Genomic DNA, 20,481 nt, shown 5'->3' on the forward strand with positions numbered 1-20,481 from the left:
CGAATATAAAGGGACAACGCTACGAATAGCCGCTGCCCCTTTCATATAACCCTGCCATTATTTCGCGTCGGCGATATTGTCCTTCGTTATTTTTTTGTAAGCGATCCAGACATATTTGCCATCGGTAATGTCAAAGCCGGTGTTATCCTTGTTCGGCGTTTCTCCCTTGGAGAGTGCCGCAGCAATCGCTACTGAAGCTTTTCCCTGGCTCTTTGCATCGTTAAGCACCGTACCGAGAAGTGTGCCGTCTTCAAGCGCCTGGATTGCAGGGGCCGTTGCATCTACGCCGACAACAGGCATGTATTTGTCGCCGCTGAAATATCCCGCTGCCTTCAATGCTTCAATGGCTCCCAGCGTCCATATCGTCATTGTTCGCGAGAACCGCTTCAATCTTGTCGCCATGGGATGCGAGGAATGCCTGCATCTTTTCCTGGCCCTTTACGCGGTCCCACATCGCGGTATCTACCGCAAGCGCTTCCACTTCGATGCCTGCATCTTGAATCGCCTGCACGGAGAATTTGGTTCGCAGCTCCGCATCCTGATGGCCCGGTTCGCCCTGCAGCAGCACATACTGGAGTTTGCCATCCCCGTTCTTGTCTGCCTTCGGATTCGCCTTCCAATAATCCACGATGAGCTGACCGGAGATTGTGCCGGATTCCTCCGCCTTCGCCCCTACGTAATACACCTTATCCCATTTGTTCATATCCTCTGCGATCGGTTCCCGGTTCAAGAAAACAACCGGTGTATTAGCCGTCTTGGCCTTATCAATAATGACGCCGGCAGCTGTCCGATCCACCGGGTTGATGATCATGGAGCTGTATTTTTTTGAAATAAACAGGTCGATTTTCTCATTCTGGGTAGGCTGTGCATTTTGACTATCCACGATATCCAGCTTAGCCACGCCATCAGCCGCGTCGGACATTGCATTACGCACACCCGTCATGAACGTATCGTCAAATTTGTAAATCGCCACCCCCACTTGGGGCGTGCTTCCGCTCGCTGCTTCACTTCCCTTGCTTTCACCGCCGGTTGAACTGCTTCCGCCGTTATTGCATGCCGCCGTGGTCAGCATCATGCCCGCCATAAGGACAAACAACCATTTTTTCTTCACCTGGGTTGACCTCCCTGATTCATTCGATGATCAGCGATGTGTACGGCCATCCATTGCCGCATTTCACTGTCTATCGCCATTATGCCGTAACGGATGGCACATTCGAATTCAAAATCCTCATGTTTTCTATCAAAATCCTCATCACTTTTTACAGTTGTGGAATTACTTCACAAATGGAAACAACACCTTCTGATTATCCATCCAGAACATGTTATCCGCATCAATGACCTTGGTTTCAAGCACGATCGGCTTGTCATATCTGGAGCCGTCCAATACTCTCACCGCCTGTTCTACTCCCAAATAACCTGTGCTGAAGCCATTCTGTACCACCAGCTTGTGAATGACGCCATCCTGAAGAAGCTGCAGCTGCTCCAGATCGCTGCCAAATGTGACAATCTTGATCCTCCCCTGCTCTTTGCGCCGAGCAACTTCTTTGGCAGCACCTAGGGATGCCTGAATATCCAGTGCCAGAATCCCGTCGATGGCATCCCGGTCAAGCAGCTGCTTGGCTGCCTGCCAGCAAGCATCCTCACGCTTGCCGCATGCGGCGCCATCCGCAATTTGAATGCCGCTGATATTCGACAGTACTTGCTTGGCGCCTTCTTCGCGAGCAATTAAGTCCGGATCTTCCCTGTCCGATCGAAGGATGGCCACTATGCCTGCTCCTCCAAGCAGGTCTGCGAGCTGCTGCCCCGCCTGGCGTCCTGCCGCTTCGTTGTTGATTGCAATGGCGGCCATCACACCTGTATTCATGCGGGCATCATTTAATGCAATCACCGGGATCCCCGCTGCTGAAGCCTTCACGCCGAGGTCCTTCAGCACAGCTTCGGATGCCGGGTCAACCAATATGGCAGAAGTGCCTCTCTCCAATGCCTGTAGCGAGACTTGAAGCTGCTCCGCTTCATCGTCACTTGGCTCAAGGGCGATATAATCCAGCTCAAACCTGTATTCCTTGGCAGCCGCTTCGGCACCCAAACGGATGGCATCGCCCTGTTCTTCGGCGTGTACGGGTGCTACGAGCGCAATATGCCGCAGTTCGCTCTCCTCATCCAAGGGTGGCTCTGAAGAACATGAGGTTAAGAACATTAGTGATAAGAAAACCGCAATGAAACAGACGATCGGGACATGCGGTAACCGAATTGAAGTAATTCTCTTAATCATCCTCGCGCACCTCCTCGATATTATCGTGAATGACAGGAATCTGAATGCGAACGGTCGTGCCCGCTTCCAGCTCACTCTGAAACTCCAGACCATACCGATGCCCATAATACAACCGGATACGATCGTGAACATTTCGAACGGCTACACCGGAGCCGGCCGTATTGACAAATTTGGCGGGATTCTGCTCAGGCCATTCATCGTCCAAAATTCCTTCAACGACCTCGGGAGCCATCCCCACCCCGTTATCCGCAACCGTCAGTTCCAACACGTCTCCCCGTACGGCTGCCGTTACGGAAATATGTCCCTGATCCACCAAATACTCGATGCCATGCACGATAGCGTTCTCAATTAAAGGCTGAAGCACCAGCTTGAGGGTATAACAAGACTGTGACGCTTCATCGGCCTCGATTGTAAAATCAAACTTCTGTTTATAGTACTCATCTGTTGAATGGTCAAATAATGCCTTGCATGCTCCAGCTCTTCCTGTACGCTGATGGATGTTTTTCCTTTGCTCAGGCTCAAGCGAAACAGCTTCGACAAGGAGGTAATCATCGTAATGACCTCCTCCTTCTTGCTCATGCCCACCATGCGGACAACCGAATTCAAGGTGTTATATAAAAAATGCGGGTTGATCTGCGCCTGTAATGCTTCCAGTTCATACTTTCGCTTGGATTCCTGCTCCTTCACAATCTGTTGCATCAGCTGTCTGATCTTGTCCAGCATCAGATTGAATCGGCTGGACAGCTGCATGACTTCGAGCGGCCCCTGCATCGGAAGCTCTACATTGAAATCGCCCCGTTCCACCGCTTTCATGGTTCTGCCCATCCGGCGGATAGGGCGTGTAAGCATTGCGGAGAGAATCAGCGACACGACGATGGCAAGCACCAGAACGATTGCGACAACCTGAACCAGATAGCGGTTGACCTCTTCTCTGGTGGTCATGATCTCGTCCAGATAAGACACACCAACGATTTTCCAACCAATGTTAACCACCGACTTCACGGTGTTCAGCCGCTTGATCCCGTCCGATTCGTCAATGTAGCTGTCGGAGGATGTGAGCGCCCTCTCCACGCTCTCATTCCGAAGCCCCATATAGATTAACTGCTGCTGGGGATGGTACACGATATTCCCGGCGCCTTCATCGATGATGTACGCATACCCCCGCTTCCCTAAACTGATACGGCTGCTAAGCTCATCAATTTTCTTGAAATTGATATCCACGAGCAGGATGACGTACATGGGCTCCCCATTATGAACGACCGTAATGCCTTTGCTCATTGTGACGACCCATTGAAACGTATTGTCGTACAGATTCTGCACATGGGGCAGCGAGAAGCTCAAAATGTATTCGACACCCTCATGGCCGAGTGAAACCAGCTCTGCTCCGTCACCCGGGCGCTTGGTTTGACCGGCACGGCCGGATGGTTCCGCAGCATTTCGCCCTGCTCATTGAATAATGCGATGGAGACGATATCATCCCGGCTTCGCATGATCGTATCCAGCTGTTGGGTCACCTCTTCATCGTCCCATTGCCCGTCCGCGAGCATATTATCCTCGATAGCCCGGTACAGCTGCGCCATTCCATCCACATAATCCTCCAGATTATAGCTAACCTGATCGACAATCTGCTGGGCATTCAGAAATACGCTTTGCTCTGCCGAGCGCGAGAATTTGTTGAAGAGCAGCACGGCTACGACAACCACAATGAGCAGAATAAATGCGGAGAACGACCACATGATGATGGATTGTATGCTGTATGTGCGAAATCGCCTAACCCAGCGCTGCATGGCCGGCTTTGCCGAATATCGCTTGGAATACGTGATTTTCACCTGTGTCCTACCCCCTCGCTTGCGCACGGTATTCCTTGGGTGATATACCAACCTGCTTCTTGAAGCAGAAGCTGAAATAATTCGGATCGGCATAACCAACGCGCTCTGCAATCTCAAAAGCCTTCAGATCCGAAGAACGCAGAAGCTCTTTCGCCGTTTCCATGCGCAGCTGCATTAAATACTGAACATACGTCATTTTGATCTCTTTTTTGAACACGCCGCTAAAATAGCCTGTACTGATGTGCAGCTGCATGCACAGCTTCTGCAGAGAAAGCTCGGGATCCACGTAATGCTCCCGGGTATATTGAAGCGCCTTCTCCACGATGTCTTTATAGGAGTGCTGTCTGGAGCTGGAAATATGCTTGCGGATGGTCAAACTGATGTCAAGAAGCCACGCTTTGGCTTCCTCCAGTCCGGAAAATTTAAAAATTTCAGCGTGCAGCTGAAACCCTGCCCCGAACAACTCCTCCATTTCAATTCCCGATTCCTTGGCTGTTCGCAATATGGAAGTGACCACTTCCAGCAGGTAGACCTGAACCTCATGAATGGTGCAGGAGGCACCAATCAGCTCATCAAATATGTGCGAAATCGCTTCACTCAACTCTTCCGCAGTACCCAGCTTCAGATTACGAATCAGAGCTTGCTCCTTCAGCTCATCCAGACGAACTCCCTCCTGCCTCGGGCTCTCCACATCATCAATGAAGATGACTTTCTCGGCACCGAGAATCAGTCTGTAATCCAGTGCCAGTAGAGCATCTTGATAGGAATGCTTGAGATCGGACAGATGCCGAACCTTGGAGCCAACGCCTATCGTAACCGACAGCTTCAAGTAGTGAAGGACGCTTTTTAATAGACGGTCCAGAGTGACCTGCAGATCGTTAAACCATGCCTCATCCTCACGCCCGTCATTCGCAGTCAATAACACAATGCTATCCTGATAGATGAATGCGCTTCCATAAGAAAGAGGATCCATGAGTTCTTTGGCTATGTTCAACATGGCGTGCAGCATTAAATCCAGATCGCCTGAATGGCGCAGCGAGCTTGAAGAAATCTTCTCCTTATCCTCAGCCGCCGGATACAAGGCCAATACCGACGCCAAATAGCAGGCTCCATTCGATGGAAGCCCATAGTTTCGAGTCTTCTCCTCGATAATCGTACGGGGTAATTTACGGGTGAGCAGCGATGCTAGGAACGATTCCCGAAGCAAGGGCAGACTTGTGCGGTAATGCTCCTTCAGCTGTCTTACATCCTCGCGTTCGGCAACCTCCCTATCGATTTTGTCTTTGATCTTATGCAATAGCTCCATGAAGCTGTCCGCAGAGAATGGTTTAAGCAAATATTCATCCACACGGAGCGTAATCGCTTGGCGGGCATAATCAAATTCATCGTAGCCTGTCAGTATGACAATTTTGCATAGCGGCTGATGCTCCCGAAGCCATGCGGCTAACTGAAGTCCGTCCTGAAATGGCATACTGATATCAGTAATGACAACATCCGGCTCGAGTCGCTCTGCAAGTTCCATAGCCTCTCTTCCGTTCTCCGCCGTACCCTCGATGGTGAATCCGCATGCTCCCCAGTGTATTTCCTGAACGAGCCCTTCCCGCACATCGGCTTCATCATCCACTAACAGCACTTTATACAATGCGACCCCTCCTGTTTTCGTCCGTTAATAGTCTTAATGGATCTAAAAAGATCTTACATCGCCGTCCTGCAATTTGGAATGTCTGACTTTTACGTTTTTTTCAAGCCGTTACAAAGTTACAAAAAAAGAACGAATGTGCCTCTGATCAAACAGGTGGATTCCTGTTCCTAGAGTCATCATTCGTTCTCCGATATCCATTGAATCTTGTTCTTTAAGCATGAACCGGTATCGATGTAGATGCAGCGGGCTTGCTCAACCTCTTGATACTCATATAATAGGCGATGCCGAGCGGGATGACTGCACCTAACCATGCCAGCGGATTAGCCAGGCTTGCACCGAGGAAACCGATCTGTGCGGTCAGGAAGATGGCAGCCAGAACGCGCATGATCAGCTCCATAATGCCTGCCACCGTTGGAATAAAGCTCTGTCCCAAGCCTTGGAGGGTGAAGCGGTATATAAACAACAGCGACAGGAGTAAATAGGTGCTTCCGTTCGATAAGAAGTACAGCCTGCTGAGCGATAGCAATTCCTCCTGACCCTGACCGACAAACAGACTGACCGCGGCAGGACCCGCGAATATGACCAGCAATCCCACGGCGATGCTGAACGATCCCGAGAGCCAAATGCACTGTTTAACCCCCAGCCTGATTCGATCTATTCGGTTTGCCCCATAATTCTGAGCCGCAAACGTTGCCATCGTAATGCCAAAGGAGCTCATAGGCTGGGTCGCGAGCATATCAATTTTCTGAGCTGCGGTGTATGCTGCTACGGCGGTTGCACCGAGTCCATTCAGCGTAATTTGAAGAATGATGGCTCCGATCGCAATGATGGAGGCTTGGAAGCCCATGGGAAAGCCGATCCACATATGCTGGCGGATAAATGTCCAGTCTATGGACCAATCCGCGTTCTTGAACTGCAGCAGCGGTACTTTTTTGTGAATATAGATCAGACACAGCAAGCAGGAGAACAGCTGTGATACAACCGTCGCAAGTCCTGCTCCTGCTACGCCCATCTTGAATACAAGAATAAACAGCAGATCCAGTACAATATTCAGAATGCTTGCAACCACTAAGAAGAGCAGCGGCGTTCGGCTGTCCCCTAGCGCTCTGAGCAGATTGGCCAACAAGTTGAACAGAACGGCTGCGCCAACACCCCAGTTGATAACAATCAAATAGGAGTAGGCATCATCCAATATTTCAGCCGGCGTATTCATCATCTCAAGCACCGGTCTCGTAAACATCACACTGACAACGGTTAGAAAAATGGTGAAGACAAGGCTGATCCAGATGCTCGTGCCGACACTTTTACGGATACCTGCGATATCTTTTGCACCGAAGCGCTGAGCCGTTATGATGGACAATCCTGCGGTCAAGCCTTGAGCAAAACCGATGACAAAGAACAAAATGCTGCCTGTCGAACCTACGGCTGCAAGTGCGTCCACCCCAATCGTCCGTCCCACGATGAGTGTATCTGCCATATTGTAAAATTGCTGAAAAACATTACCGATTAAGAGCGGTATCGTAAACATCACGATCAGCTTGATCGGACTTCCCTGTGTACATATCTCTCATGTTATTTCTCCTATGCCTGTAGAGCGTTCTATTTATATGTTGAAATGAATCCCGTGATAAGGCCCCAAATGATGGGATTATCGGGATGTGGACCATCGTATTCCTGTGTATCTTATCATGAACGATCGTAAATTTCTGCATATTTATTATTAATTTTTAAATTACATATACTCGTCTCGGCACCACGGCACGGCAATAGCGAAACGGATGCTCGCGGCTGCTTCCTATAGAAATAGGCCAACCGGGAAGTGCCGGTTGACCTTAGAGCATGATCAAGAGGGACAAGCAAGAAGGGTTACACTTTAAGCGTTTAAACTTCTTCTACAGCAAGCATCTCCCATGCTTTTTTTGCACGTGAACGTGCCTCTTCTACATGGCTGGCCGTGGACAGCGCAACCGCGACGCGTCTTCCGACCTTGGTTACAGGCTTGCCAAAAATGCGCAGCTGAGTGTTCGGAACGGCAAGTGCCCGCTCAGCACCGGTAACCGTATAATGTTCCAGCTCTTTCGGTGCTTTCAACGGCCGGCTGGCTCCAGGCGTGATCCATTCGATCTCGGGTATCGGATACCCGAGAATGGCACGTACATGAAGCGCAAATTCGGACAGGTTTTGTGTGACAAGCGTAACCAAGCCGGTATCATGCGGCCTTGGAGATACTTCACTGAAGTACACTTTATTCTCGGTCAAGAACAGCTCTACCCCAAACAATCCGAACCCGCCAAGCTCGTCGGTAATCGCCTTTGCTATACCTTTGGCTTCCTCAATCTGCTCTTCCGACATGTTATGCGGCTGCCAGGATTCGATGTAGTCTCCACTCTCCTGGATATGCCCGATTGGCGCGCAGTAGTTTGTCCCACTCACAGAGCGAACCGTCAGAAGTGTAATCTCGGATTGAAACGTAATAAATTCCTCAATGATCACTCTCCCGTTCTGCACCCGGCCGCCTTCCATGGCAATATTCCAGCAGGACGCGATCTCATCTACTGAGCGGCAGACACTCTGGCCTTTTCCGGAAGAGCTCATAAGCGGTTTAATGACACACGGAAATCCCATCTCCCGCACAGCCTGAACAAACTCCTCATACGTATCGGCAAACCGATAACCCGCAGTCGGCAGCCCCAGCTTCTCCGACGCCAGTCGGCGGATGCCTTCCCGATCCATCGTCAGTTTCGCGGCTCTCGCGGTAGGAATAACGCGGTATCCCTCTTCCTCCAGCTTCACAAGCTCCGACGTTGCCAGTGCTTCAATCTCGGGAACGATCAAATCCGGCTTCTCCTGCTCTATGATCTCGCGCAGCTTATCCCCATCCAGCATATCAATGACATAACTGCGATGGGCGACATGCATGGCGGGAGCATCGGCATAACGATCAACGGCGATGGTTTCAACGCCCAGTCTCTGTGCCTCGATGACAACCTCTTTTCCCAGTTCTCCTGATCCTAGCAGCAGTATTTTCTTCGTTTTCAACATCGTTGTGATATCCCCTTTTTTTCATAGTTTCAGAGATGATAGAAGTCATTAGAATAATAAAAGAGGTAAGGGAAATAAGCTTCCCTTACCTCTGCCCAGGCGTACGGCCGTTGTCATCCATGTGCTCCCTCATGGTCCCCCATGCTACGCCAGTCACACATAAACCTATACATTGTTAGCTAAATCATACTTAATCTTTCCCTTAAATGCAATATCATCGAACAGAGCTTTTTCTAGGGTTTGGATATCATCATATCGATGAAATCTCTCTGCGCATGCGAGATCCATTTCTTAGGATGTATCACCATCTGTATATCCAGTCGGATATCCGGATGGATAAAGGGAAGAACAGCCAGCTCTCCCCGCTTGATTTCCGCTTCGGCTACCATGCGGGGCAACAACGAAATCCCCGAACCGGACATGACATAGCGCTTAATCGCTTCGGGATTGCCTAATTCCAATCCTATACGTAAGGGAACGCCGCGGGCACGAAGGACCTTTTCCAGCATGATACGATAATTGCAGCTATCCTCGGTCATAATCCATTCTACATCAGCCAGATGTTCAAGCTTAATGACGGGATGAACATGAAGAGGATGATTCGGGTGAGCGACCAGTAATAGAGGTTCCTCCCTGATTCGAATCCATGTTAAGGATGAATCAGACGGGTTATGTTCCAGCATGAGACCCATATCGTACTCGCCTTCCCTCACTTTACTCACAATGCGGTCTTCACGATCTGGCTGCAAACGAATGGAAAGATCCTCATATTGATGTCTCAGCCGATGTACGACCGGCGGAAGAAAATAAGCGGCTAACGAGTCGATGGTCCCTATCGATAACGGTGCCCCCGCCTTGTTTGGTCAGCTTTTCCTTCGACTGCTGGAACAGGTCCAGCATCTGAACTGCATACTTCAGAAGCTCCTCTCCGGACTTCGTCAACCGCAGACCTTTGCCGTATCGCTCAAACAGCTTGACGCCATATTCCTTCTCCAGCTTCTGAATCTGAGTGGTTACGCTGGATTGAGCATATCCTAACTCCTCCGCAGCTTTCGTGAAACTTTGACGATCCGCCACTTCCTTGAATGTTTGCAGGTAGATGAGTTCCATCTCGCTCTCCTTATCAATAATATTGATAATAATTATCTATTATTATAGATAACACTGATTCTGATTGCCATGATACAGTATAACCACAACCAATGAAATGGAGGAAGGGCCATGTTGAATGAGCAGCAGCTGCATGGAATTTATGTGCCTGTCATTACACCCTTTTCACAGGATTATGAGCTGGACCTTATTTCGTATCAACGTTATGTAGAGAACTTGTTAACCCATGACATTCAGGGTTTGGTCATCAACGGTACCACCGGCGAGGCGCCAACGGTTACGTGGGAGGAGGTTGTTCGGCTTACAGGTGAAACCCGGAGAATTCTGGGCAAGCGGCAATTGCCGCTGGTCATCGGTACAGGAACGAACGATACGGTCTCCAGCGTGAAACGGACGGAACAGGCAGCGCTTATCGGTGCCAATGCCGTATTGGTAGTCACACCTTACTACAGCCGTCCTTCAATAGAAGGGATCATGGAACACTTCCGTCAAGTGTCCGAGGTCGGTATACCGGTTATCTTATATGAAGTTCCTTCGCGTACAGGTATCCGGCTGCCGGTCGATGCCATAAGAAGAATCATGGATCTGCCTGGTGTGATTGGCATGAAGGATAGCACCTCAAGTACGGAGTTAATGAAGGAATTATCACAGAATCGTTCGAAGCCTGTTCTTTGCGGGGATGATATTCACTTCCAGGAAATGCTGTATCATGGCGCTTCCGGCGGGATTCTGGCGTCTGCCAACGTGAATACCGAGGCCTACATTCGCATGTATCAATTAGCTGCCCAAGGGGACTATTTTCGGTCTGAACTGGAATTTGAAGTGCTGATTCCGTGTATTCAGAAGCTGTTCGCAGAATCTAATCCCGCTCCACTCAAATGGCTGCTCGCCAAGCAAGGGCTCATCTCTAATGACACTCTTCGTCTGCCGATGGCACCCATTTCGGAGGAGCTAAAGCTATCCTTTGAAAAGGTCCTGCGAAATCTGTTCTTTCACACGCGTTGAGCAGTAAGTTGCTCTAAGAAAAAGGCAAGGAGGATTTGTTGCCTTGCCTTTTCTGTATGGCGGACAGCCAAAGCGAAAGATCAATAGAATAGGATTGATGAAAGATAGGGACCAACATATAATATGGGTAACTTCGATCCTTGCAGATATTTGAGAGGAGACTTGCAGTGCTGCCCTATCCCAACCAAAATCCTGATTTTGCTTTTGAACAAGCTGTAATTGGAATGGCAATTGTTTCACTTGATGGAACTCTACTTAAGGCCAATACGGCACTAAGTGATCTATTGGGTTACACGCAGCAAGCGTTAACTGCCGGGGCGCAGCAAGCGGAAAGCATACGCATGCTATTGAATTGTATCGTTCAGAACGTAAAGGCGTCTCAAGATCATCAGCAATCCATAAACCCTTTTGAACATACCTATCATCATCCAGAGAAGCACATGCTCTACCTCAACATACATACCGGGATTGAGCTGGATACGGAGAAGAATCCCAAGTCGTACTGGGTACAGCTTGAGGATCGAACCCTGCACCGTCAGCTTATGGAGCGGCTCGAACAGAAGGAACAGAAACTCTTCGAGAAAGAACATACATTCCTGCAGCTGCTGGAGATTCTCCCCCTCTCAGTACTCATCACCAAGAAGGGTATTGTCCAGTACGTTAATCCCGCAGCGCTCAGAATGGTAAAAGCCACGCATCCCCGTGATGTTCTTGGCATTTCAACAGATGTAGTGGTCGATGTATCGTCTCATAATGACCTGATCAAGCGCCGTATGCGATATGAGAAAGATGGGGTTATTGGAAGCGTCAACTATCTGATCCGCTGCCTGGACGGGCAAGAGAAGATTGTCAGCGGCTGCACGATAATGGTCCATTATGAAGGTGATACAGCCGCCTTGGGCATCTTCAAAGACATCACCGAGCAGCGGATAGAAGAGGACCGCGTAATGCAGTCTGAGAAGCTAACGACCGCTGGACAGCTGGCCGCAGGAATCGCCCATGAAATCAGGAATCCGTTAACATCCATTAACGGATTCGTGAAGCTGCTACGATCTTCGGAAAGCAGCAACGAGCTATATTTTGAAATTATTGAATCGGAGCTTAAACGCATTGAGCTGATTGTCAACGAACTGCTGGTGCTCTCCAAGCCGCAAGGGGTTCATGTCAGCGGTCCAATCGAAGTACTGCCGATTCTGGAGCAGATTATTACACTGATGAAGGTTCAAGCCGCACTCAAAAATATCGAAATCATTCCTCATTACCCGGATGTCCCGATATCCGTTCAGGGTGAGGTCAATCAGCTTAAGCAAGTCTTTATCAATCTGCTGAAAAATGCGATGGAAGCGATGAATCAAGGGGGAACCATCACCGTAGACATGCTGCGCAGCGGCCACAATGTTCAAATTGTAGTGCAGGACGAAGGGATTGGGATGACTCCTGAGCAGATCCAATCCTTGGGACAGCCTTTTTTCACAACCAAAGATACAGGAACGGGACTCGGTCTCATGATAACCAAGAACATTATTCACAATCACGGCGGAACGATGAACGTGGAGAGCGTGCCTGATCATGGGACAACCTTTACGATTCAATTACCCGCCTTATGAAATCACCCAATATTGGAGGAATACGGTATGGATAATCAGAATCCAAATACCCATAAACAATTTGCAATGGACTGCTTCAATCAGGTGTGGGATATCTTAGAGAACAAACAGCGTACACCCCAAGAAGAAGAGGACATGATTCATATGTGTCACAGTTCTTTCTGGCATTGGACCCGGGTCGAAGATCATACACAGCGCAACCTTTCGATTGGATATTGGCAGCTCTCCAGAGTGTATGCGGTAGTGGGGCAAGGCGATCAAGCGCTGCGTTATGCCAAGCGCTGCATCACCGTTGGCTCATCCGCAAGTCTCGAACCGTTCTACATCGGATACGGGTATGAAGCGGAAGCCCGTGCTTATCTGGTCTTAGGGGATAAGGAGCGCGCTCTGGCATCCAAAGAATCGGCAGGATCCTATCTGGATAAGGTCACTGAACAAGAGAGCCGAAACATGCTGGCCCTTGATCTGGACAGCCTGTCATAACTTTTGTCCTTCTCTTCGCAGAATCGATCATCGGAATGGCGAAACGGATTGTAGCCAATATAATAGAAGATCTCCCGTAATTTAAAAAAAGGGATTATCCTGCGCCTGCTCTGATACGTCGCTCCGGGAGGCTGGCGAAGGGCTGGCCTTCATCTCCACGTCTTCTGCCATGATCATGGCGCTTTTCAACGATGTCATATACTCATTCTCATATCCAGGGCAAACCTTTCGATACAAATCAAACAGCCCAATATATCTCATTGTCAATCATGAGATATATTGGGCACATATTATATTATCGCAAAAAAACTATGACATGGTTTCCCATTCAGACCTTAACATCGCATAATAATACTCATCCCACCACACATCGCCTTGGGGAATGCACTGCTTAAAATGTCCTTCTCTTCTCATACCCAGCTTCTCCATCACGCGGTAGGAGGGGGTGTTCTCTGGCTGGCACGTCGCAATAATCCGGTGTATGTTCAGTACCTCGAAGCCATACTGGAGCACTGCTCTGGCTGCTTCCGTGGCATAGCCCTTATTCTGATAGGATGAGTTGAAGATCCAGCCGATTTCATACGTAAGCTCCCCGAACCAGGGATGGAACACGATGTGACCGATCACTTGCTGTTCCATCTTCAACATAACCGCGTATTTTCTAGCTTGATCTCCCCTGTTTTCGGCCAAAAATAACTTCACTGTCTCCTGCGTAAACACCGCTTCCGGCATATACTTCATCACAACGGGGTCTGATGTATATAGAAGAACATCTTGCCAGTCGCCCGGATCAAACTCGCGAATAACCAATCTTTCTGTAACGATATGCATTTGCCATACTCCTCTTCCAGTTGTATTTAAGTGTTATAACTTACCTTGGCACTTCAATACAGTGGCAAATGCGAGTCGCCGTGTATACAAGTATAACTTGATAACGCCAGGTCACCCTCTTTCTTATGTGTACAGATTACTCTGTGTATGTTCGTTAAGAAGAATCAAATTCCTTCATATTGATTCAAAAAGGAGATTTTTACATTAAAATGACATGAAGTTTCATCGTCGATTCAATCCATCCAGCAGCTGAAGCAGTGTTTCCTCTTTCACTGCCCCGCCCCCAAAGGCCAGGAGATTACGAAGCGGCATATCCTTCATCATGGCTGCAAACAATTCGGAATGGGAATCGTCTTCCGCCATGCCCGACATGGGACTGGCTTCTTGGAATTTCTTCAGCAATTGGCCCGTGGTTTCCGCGGTCACAGGATCACTTAACAGTTCTCCGATGGTCGAATTCAGTGTATATTGCTGTTCCAATCTCACTGTAGACTGCACCTGCAGTGTATCCTTCAGCACAATCTCCTGCGAAGATTTGCCTATGAGTACTTCGAAATCTCCCGATTCCACATGCCAATCCTTCAGTTCAACATTGTAATAGGCAAAGGATCGTTTATCCAGTGTAATACTAACCGTCTTATGCTCGCCTGGCTCAAGGTCGACCTTGGCGAACCCCTTCAGTTCCTTCTCAGGACGGATCACTAAGCTCTCGACATCCCGAACATAGAGCTGCACGATTTCTTTGCCCGCGAGATGACCGGTATTGGTGACCGTTACGCTCACTTCCACCGTTTCGTTATCCGTCAGCTCCGTTCGACTGAACTTTAGATTACTATACTCAAAGGTGGTATAACTTAACCCATGGCCGAAAGGGAACAGTGTCTTCATTTCTTTTTTGTCGTAATAACGATATCCAACAAAAATCCCTTCTTTATATTCTACTCGGTCCCCTTCGCCAGGAAAGTTCAGAAACGAGGGGTTGTCACTCAGTTTAACGGGGAAGGTCTCTGCGAGCTTGCCGGACGGGTTCTTCTTCCCGAACAGCACATCAGCGATCGCTCCGCCGACAGCCTGCCCACCGAGATAGCCTTCAATTACAGCTTTCACTCGATGAAGCCAGGGCATTTCTACGGGCGAGCCGTTGAGCAGCACCACCACGACATTATTCTGCACTTCCGCAATCGCATCAATCAGTTGAGTCTGATTCGCCGGAAGGGAAAGATGTGTGCGGTCATAGCCCTCAGATTCATAACGATCCGGCAGACCGGCTATGACCACGGCCACTTGCCCCTGGCGTGCAGCCTGCAACGCTTCATGGATGAGAGTCTCATCCACGGCGTCATTCTCCAGCTGATAGCCCTGCGCATAGGTCACGTTCGACACGTGTCCGGACAGTGCAACGATTTCCTCATAAGGCGTGTCAAGCTGAGTCGGATTGATATGGGAGCTGCCGCCTCCCTGGAATCGCGGTGTTTTAGCAAACGCGCCAATGACGGCAATCTTGCTGTCTTGCCCAAGAGGCAGCAGCTGGTCCTCGTTCTGGAGGAGCACCATACTCTCGCCAGCAACTTTTCTCGCTAAGGCGTGATGCTCTTTTTGGTCATAGACTGCCTTTTCTTTTTTATGATCAATCGCCATGAAAATAATTCGCAAGATACGGGCAACGGCACGATCCAGCGCTTCTTCTGTCAGCTTCCCGCTCTGCACGGCATCGATCACTTTACGTTCTCCAAGTCCATTGCTGGAAGGCATTTCGAGCTCCATCCCCGCTGCAAGCGCATCGTCCCGCTGATTGACAGCGCCCCAGTCCGATACCACAAACCCTTCATGGCCCCATTCATCCTTCAAAATTTCCGTTAATAATCTTGGATTCTCCGAAGCATAAGTACCATTCACCTGATTGTAGGAACACATCACCGTCCATGGCTTCGCTTTCTTGACGGCTCCTTCGAAGCTGGCCAGATAAATCTCCCGCAGCGTACGCTCATCAATGACTGCATCCGTTGTCATCCGCCGATGCTCCTGGTTATTAGCGGCAAAATGCTTGAGCGACGTACCCACGCCCTGGCTTTGAACCCCCTGGATATGGCTCGCAGCGAGCTCCGACGAAAGATAAGGATCTTCCGAGAAGTACTCAAAGTTTCTTCCGCACACAGGGGAGCGTTTAATGTTCGCACCAGGTCCAAGCAATACAGCAACGTCCTCTGCCTGACATTCTTCTCCCAGCGCTACACCCACTTGCCGGATCAATTCTCTGTCCCATGAGCTGGCAAGTCCGGCAGCGGAAGGAAAACACGTGGAAGGAACGCTGTCGAATATGCCGAGATGATCAGCACCCTGCCGTTGTTTGCGCAGTCCATGCGGTCCATCCGTCACCATAATCGATGGAATGCCCAGACGCTCCACCCCTTTTAGGTTCCAGAAGTCAAGCCCGCTGCACATTCCCGCTTTTTCTTCCAATGTCATCTGATTGATGATCTTCTCTATATCACGTTGTTCACTCATATCGTCAGCCTCCACATTAAACAGTTTTCAATGCTGACCCTATTATATGAAGGTTGCTCCTAACTTTATTGTAATTTCATTGGAATCTTGGTATTTTCTTTTCTTTATAAAGCGCAATCATGATAATTGCAGACTATATTGGGTCATCCTCGCCTGAATGCGTACTCTTTAACCTGCGGCCTTCACGGTACTGTTTAGGGGTTACGCCTGTCAGCTTCCTGAATACCTTCGTAAAGTAGCTTTGATCATGATAGTTCAGCCGGGCATAAATCACCGATATAGGCAGATCAGTCAGGACCAGCAATTTTTTTGCCTCCTCAATGCGCTGCCCTTGTATATATTCACTAATAGACACCCCGGTTTCCTGTTTGAACCGTCTGGACAGATAACTGGAATTCATATGCACTGAGCGAGACAGCTGCTGTAGGGAGACATCCTCATATAGATGGTTAAAAATATACTGTTTGCACTTCACGACGGCTTTCGAGAAATCACCCTCTTTACATTCCTTCACCCGGTTTGCAAAATCGTAAATCGCCTGCTGAAGTGCCGTATTCACTTCGTTTGCATCCGTCATCTCCTCCATTTGCTGAATATACAGGTCACTCATCGTATACGCAATCTCTGGATGCAAGCCACCTTCCACCGCTGCACGTGTCATCAGCGCTATCCCCACGATGCTTAGATTCTTCTGATGCCGAACATGGCTTGTTCTGGACAGCGTTCCTATCCCCTCCGTCGTCTGAATGAGCTCCAACTTGTTCACAAGTTCCTCCGGACGTCCATCGGTAACAAGCTGCATCAGCTCCTTCTCATAGATCGGATCATGGTGAAAGGAGACATTGATCCGCTGCTCCGAGACCTGAATATCTATATTTTCGCCCAGACCCTGATATCGCGATCCCCCGTGATTATGCTGCATGACGTCCGTAATATCGATCCGGGTGTGATAGACCAGGTAGTGCAGCATGGCTGCGGCATGAAGAAGCTTCTTCTTATCCATGATTACAAGCCTATCGTAATAACGCTCAAGCGCATCTCTATCCGTGATCCGATGATCACGCGCCAAGCCAACCAGCATATCCTTCCGGATGCGTGAATAAATGCTCGGACCGGCTATCAAACTTCCCATATAAACGCCATTTTCTTCGATTCGTGTTTCGATAAAATTTTCCAACAGGGATGTGCCCAGCATGTATGGACCCTGAACTTCGCCACGATGGGAACTCGAGATCAGCTGTATCATTCGCTCCTGAAGCTCCTTCTGGCCCTGTGATGATATTCCGGCAGGCATTAAGGAGTATTCAATTCTCCGATGTGGATTACAATAATGCATAGGCAGCCCCAAATTATCGTTCATAAGCTTGCAGATATCCATCCATTGCTCCAGCTTCATTCTCTTCATGCTGCCACTCCCATCTACTTCATTCATTGCTTCATTCCATAATTATATGTTATCAGAATAACTATCAATTAGGGATTATGCATCCTTCAGCATATCTTCATCCAATTATTGTTTACTAATTTCCATTGACATCGTTTTCATTAAGGATATAATATAAACTTATAAAGAGGTTAACAATATCCGAATCTATAAATAATTTGTTTATGAGTACTTTTTCACACCTTTTAAGTTTATATAGTAAACTTAAAAGAAACTTTGATGCTAAAAAGGAAGTGATCACGTCCAATGGAAGTACATCTGCCCAGCACGATCCGCAGAATGAACAAAGAGATTGTGCTTAATACCATTAAAGATATGGGGCCTATTGCCCGGACCGAAATTGCCAAACAGACCGGAATTACCAAAGCCACCGTATCGGATATCGTCAAGACACTTATTGAAGAGAAATTGATCTACGACGAAAAAGATGACGCTGATTTAAGCAAACGCGGCACGAGACTTCATTTTGCCAAACATGCTGCCTTCGGCATCGCCGTTGATCTCGGCGGGACCACACTCCATTTTGGACTATTCAATCTGGCAGGCGAATGCACTGCGAAGCATACGGTAGCTACGTATCAACACCAGACAAGTCAAGAATTTTTGGAGCATATGGCGGCCGATATCAAAGAATTCATTAAACAATCCGGGCAACCGGAAACCCGCCTTGCCTTCATCAGTATAGCCACTCCAGGAATCGTTGACCCTTCCAGCGGCATGGTTCTCGAAGGCTCGCCTAACTTGCCGGAATGGAAGAACATCGATCTTGGCCGGTACTTTCATAACGTATTTCATGTTCCCGTCACAGTTGAGAATGATGTCCGTGCCGCACTCGTTGGCGAGATGTATGCCGGGGCCCTTCAGGATCTGAACTCTGCCGTACTGATTGGAATTGGAACCGGACTCGGATCCGCCATTCTGATAGATGGCAAAGTGATACGCGGTGCGCGGAACGCAGCCGGCGAGATTGGTTACATGCTGTTCCAGCAGCACCAATTGTATGCTCCTTCAGGCAAGGGACATTTTGAAATCATATGTTCCGGTTCTGGTTTGGAGGCTGCAGCACACGGTATGTTTCATAAGGACCTCACAGCACAAGAAGTATTCGAAATGGCTCTGCAAGGAGATATTCAGGCACGACATCTTGTATCCCGATTTGAGGAGCATCTCGCGATGGGCATCCTGAATATTATATCCCTGCTGAATCCGGAGAAAATCCTGCTCATGGGCGGCGTAACCGAATCGCTCTCACTCCAGAGTCTGACTGCTAAAGTGGGTCTTCATACTTCGAATGTAACCAATGTAGCCATCGAGATTTCGACCTTGCAGCATCAGTCGGCTCTCCAGGGTATAGCCATTCTAGGGCTGAAGCAAGCTTATCCCTCACTTCAATATATGAAAGACAAACAACTCTACTAACAGGAGCGTGATCAGCAATGTCAGGAATTCAGCTGCACCCGCATGATATTTTAGATGAAGGTATGCCGCAGATCATGTCGTATATCCGCAAGCTGAAGGATGTACGCTATATCTTCCCGGAGGTGAATACCATCTTCGAACGAAATCCGAACCCTGTTGGCAACCTGCCAAGGAATGCCGTACATGAAGTCGTGTTCGGTACAGGAACCATGCATGCTATCCTCCCCTCCTATCAAGGGCTTGATCAGCGAAGAGAACCCGGCCTTAGGGATGAACAGGATCCCCTGATGATCATTAAGGAATCGCTTCAGGAGGAACATTACGAGATCATCCCATGGCTCAATATTCTGAATGGTCATTTCGAAGGCCCTCTGCTTGCTCATAATCTGGTTACGGATCTGGATGGACAAGTCATTCCGCACTGGCTCTGTCCCAATGCGCCGGATGTCATCGACTTCTGGGAACAAGCACTGATTGACCTCCGCCAACGTTACGGTTATACCACCTACATGATCGACCGGATCCGGTATCCCGATTGGGGCGGAGAGGAAGTGAATCCAAGAGGATTGTTAACCTGCTTCTGTCCGCATTGTGAGAGAAAAATGAAGGAACAGCACATTGATGTAAGCGCGCTCAAGAATAACCTGCGTCAATGGATCACGCTCTTCGCAGAGAAGAAATTCGATGACGCCGTCACGTTTGCGGAAAACAATGCGCTGATTCAAGAATGGATCGCATTTCGACAACAGAGTGTAACCGGCTTTGTGGAACGTCTCATCGAACGCGTAAGAACTGTAAACGAGGACTTTACGCTGTGGCTGGACCTCTGGCCACCCGCTTACAGTTGGATGCTTGGCCAGGATTATGCGAGCATCACCAAATGCTCACCTGCATTGAAACATTTTCCTTACCATAAGCTGGGCGGCGGGGCCGATGTACAGGGTTTGATCCATTACTTGGCGCATACCGCCGATGAGCAGGAACAAGCATTCCAGGCCTTCAAAAGATTCTTTGCGCTTCCCTATGATCTGACGTATGAGATGTTCAAGCAGGAAGGGTTCCCCATTCAATTCGTCGCGGATCAGAATAACAAGGTTCGCAGCCTGTCCGACCCCAATACACGTATCTATAGCGGAATCCAGATGTGGAACATTTCGCCGCAGAATCTGATTGAAGCGGTACAAGCCGGTGAGAACAGCGCAGCAGATGAGCTGTTGTATTACTGTTACGGCTGGGCGGCTGACGAGTTGTTTGAGGCTTTACAGACCTATCGAGAGAAAGGAATGAACTAA

14 protein-coding genes, 2 pseudogenes and 1 riboswitch are annotated in these 20,481 nt (G+C 48.9%); of the genes and pseudogenes, 5 read left to right on the forward strand and 11 right to left on the reverse strand.

The window, feature by feature from the left end:
* Nucleotides 1-57: 57 nt before the first annotated feature.
* The 8 genes and pseudogenes from PVOR_RS16630 to PVOR_RS32830 all read right to left on the reverse strand — a co-directional run bounded on the left by PVOR_RS16630 (nt 58) and on the right by PVOR_RS32830 (nt 9,895).
* Nucleotides 58-1,084, reverse strand: a pseudogene (locus tag PVOR_RS16630) (galactose ABC transporter substrate-binding protein).
* Between the two features lie 189 nt (nt 1,085-1,273).
* Nucleotides 1,274-2,272, reverse strand: coding sequence for a substrate-binding domain-containing protein (locus PVOR_RS16635; RefSeq protein WP_006210555.1), 999 nt, complete (start codon nt 2,270-2,272; stop codon nt 1,274-1,276).
* Nucleotides 2,265-4,059, reverse strand: a pseudogene (locus tag PVOR_RS33035) (cache domain-containing sensor histidine kinase). Before PVOR_RS33035 ends, PVOR_RS16635 begins: the two are co-directional and overlap by 8 nt.
* A gap of 49 nt (nt 4,060-4,108) precedes the next feature.
* Nucleotides 4,109-5,743 carry a response regulator gene (locus tag PVOR_RS16645; protein WP_006210556.1) on the reverse strand — a complete coding sequence of 545 codons (1,635 nt, stop codon included), beginning with the start codon at nt 5,741-5,743 and terminating at the stop codon, nt 4,109-4,111.
* Nucleotides 5,744-5,954: 211 nt separating this feature from the next.
* Nucleotides 5,955-7,271 carry an MATE family efflux transporter gene (locus PVOR_RS16650; RefSeq protein WP_006210557.1) on the reverse strand — a complete coding sequence of 439 codons (1,317 nt, stop codon included), beginning with the start codon at nt 7,269-7,271 and terminating at the stop codon, nt 5,955-5,957.
* Nucleotides 7,272-7,624: 353 nt separating this feature from the next.
* A complete protein-coding gene (purT, locus tag PVOR_RS16655; RefSeq protein ID WP_006210558.1) occupies nt 7,625-8,785 on the reverse strand; it encodes a phosphoribosylglycinamide formyltransferase 2 in 1,161 nt (386 codons plus the stop codon).
* Between the two features lie 86 nt (nt 8,786-8,871).
* Nucleotides 8,872-8,952, reverse strand: a riboswitch (ZMP/ZTP riboswitch).
* 66 nt (nt 8,953-9,018) lie between these two features.
* A complete protein-coding gene (locus tag PVOR_RS16660; RefSeq protein WP_327196557.1) occupies nt 9,019-9,621 on the reverse strand; it encodes a LysR family transcriptional regulator substrate-binding protein in 603 nt (200 codons plus the stop codon).
* The gene (locus PVOR_RS32830) at nt 9,551-9,895 is read right to left on the reverse strand and encodes a LysR family transcriptional regulator (RefSeq protein WP_327196556.1); all 345 of its coding nucleotides are present in this window, start codon (nt 9,893-9,895) and stop codon (nt 9,551-9,553) included. The genes PVOR_RS16660 and PVOR_RS32830 overlap by 71 nt, the downstream gene beginning before the upstream one ends.
* 111 nt (nt 9,896-10,006) lie before the next feature.
* Between PVOR_RS32830 and dapA the strand changes: the two genes are divergently transcribed.
* The 3 genes from dapA (at nt 10,007) to PVOR_RS16675 (ending at nt 12,990) form a co-directional block, all read left to right on the forward strand.
* Nucleotides 10,007-10,900, forward strand: a complete 894-nt coding sequence (gene dapA / locus PVOR_RS16665) for a 4-hydroxy-tetrahydrodipicolinate synthase (protein WP_006210559.1) — start codon at nt 10,007-10,009, stop codon at nt 10,898-10,900.
* A 167-nt stretch (nt 10,901-11,067) separates the two neighbouring features.
* Entirely contained in the window at nt 11,068-12,507 is a 1,440-nt protein-coding gene (locus PVOR_RS16670; RefSeq protein ID WP_006210561.1) for a PAS domain-containing sensor histidine kinase, read from the forward strand.
* Between the two features lie 27 nt (nt 12,508-12,534).
* The gene (locus tag PVOR_RS16675; RefSeq protein ID WP_006210562.1) at nt 12,535-12,990 is read left to right on the forward strand and encodes a hypothetical protein; all 456 of its coding nucleotides are present in this window, start codon (nt 12,535-12,537) and stop codon (nt 12,988-12,990) included.
* Between the two features lie 309 nt (nt 12,991-13,299).
* Here the strand turns inward: PVOR_RS16675 and PVOR_RS16680 are convergent, their stop codons facing one another.
* The 3 genes from PVOR_RS16680 to PVOR_RS16690 all read right to left on the reverse strand — a co-directional run bounded on the left by PVOR_RS16680 (nt 13,300) and on the right by PVOR_RS16690 (nt 17,731).
* Nucleotides 13,300-13,821: a GNAT family N-acetyltransferase gene (locus tag PVOR_RS16680; protein ID WP_006210564.1), complete on the reverse strand. Its 522-nt coding sequence runs from the start codon at nt 13,819-13,821 to the stop codon at nt 13,300-13,302.
* Between the two features lie 222 nt (nt 13,822-14,043).
* Nucleotides 14,044-16,326, reverse strand: coding sequence for a glycoside hydrolase family 3 C-terminal domain-containing protein (locus PVOR_RS16685; RefSeq protein WP_006210565.1), 2,283 nt, complete (start codon nt 16,324-16,326; stop codon nt 14,044-14,046).
* A 133-nt stretch (nt 16,327-16,459) separates the two neighbouring features.
* Nucleotides 16,460-17,731: a helix-turn-helix domain-containing protein gene (locus PVOR_RS16690; protein ID WP_006210566.1), complete on the reverse strand. Its 1,272-nt coding sequence runs from the start codon at nt 17,729-17,731 to the stop codon at nt 16,460-16,462.
* 285 nt (nt 17,732-18,016) lie between these two features.
* On the opposite strand from PVOR_RS16690, the gene PVOR_RS16695 reads away from it, so the two are divergent.
* Entirely contained in the window at nt 18,017-19,189 is a 1,173-nt protein-coding gene (locus PVOR_RS16695; RefSeq protein ID WP_006210567.1) for an ROK family transcriptional regulator, read from the forward strand.
* A 17-nt stretch (nt 19,190-19,206) separates the two neighbouring features.
* Nucleotides 19,207-20,481, forward strand: coding sequence for a hypothetical protein (locus tag PVOR_RS16700; protein WP_006210568.1), 1,275 nt, complete (start codon nt 19,207-19,209; stop codon nt 20,479-20,481).

The sequence above is a fragment of the Paenibacillus vortex V453 genome (assembly GCF_000193415.1).
Lineage (GTDB): Bacteria > Bacillota > Bacilli > Paenibacillales > Paenibacillaceae > Paenibacillus_AQ > Paenibacillus_AQ glucanolyticus.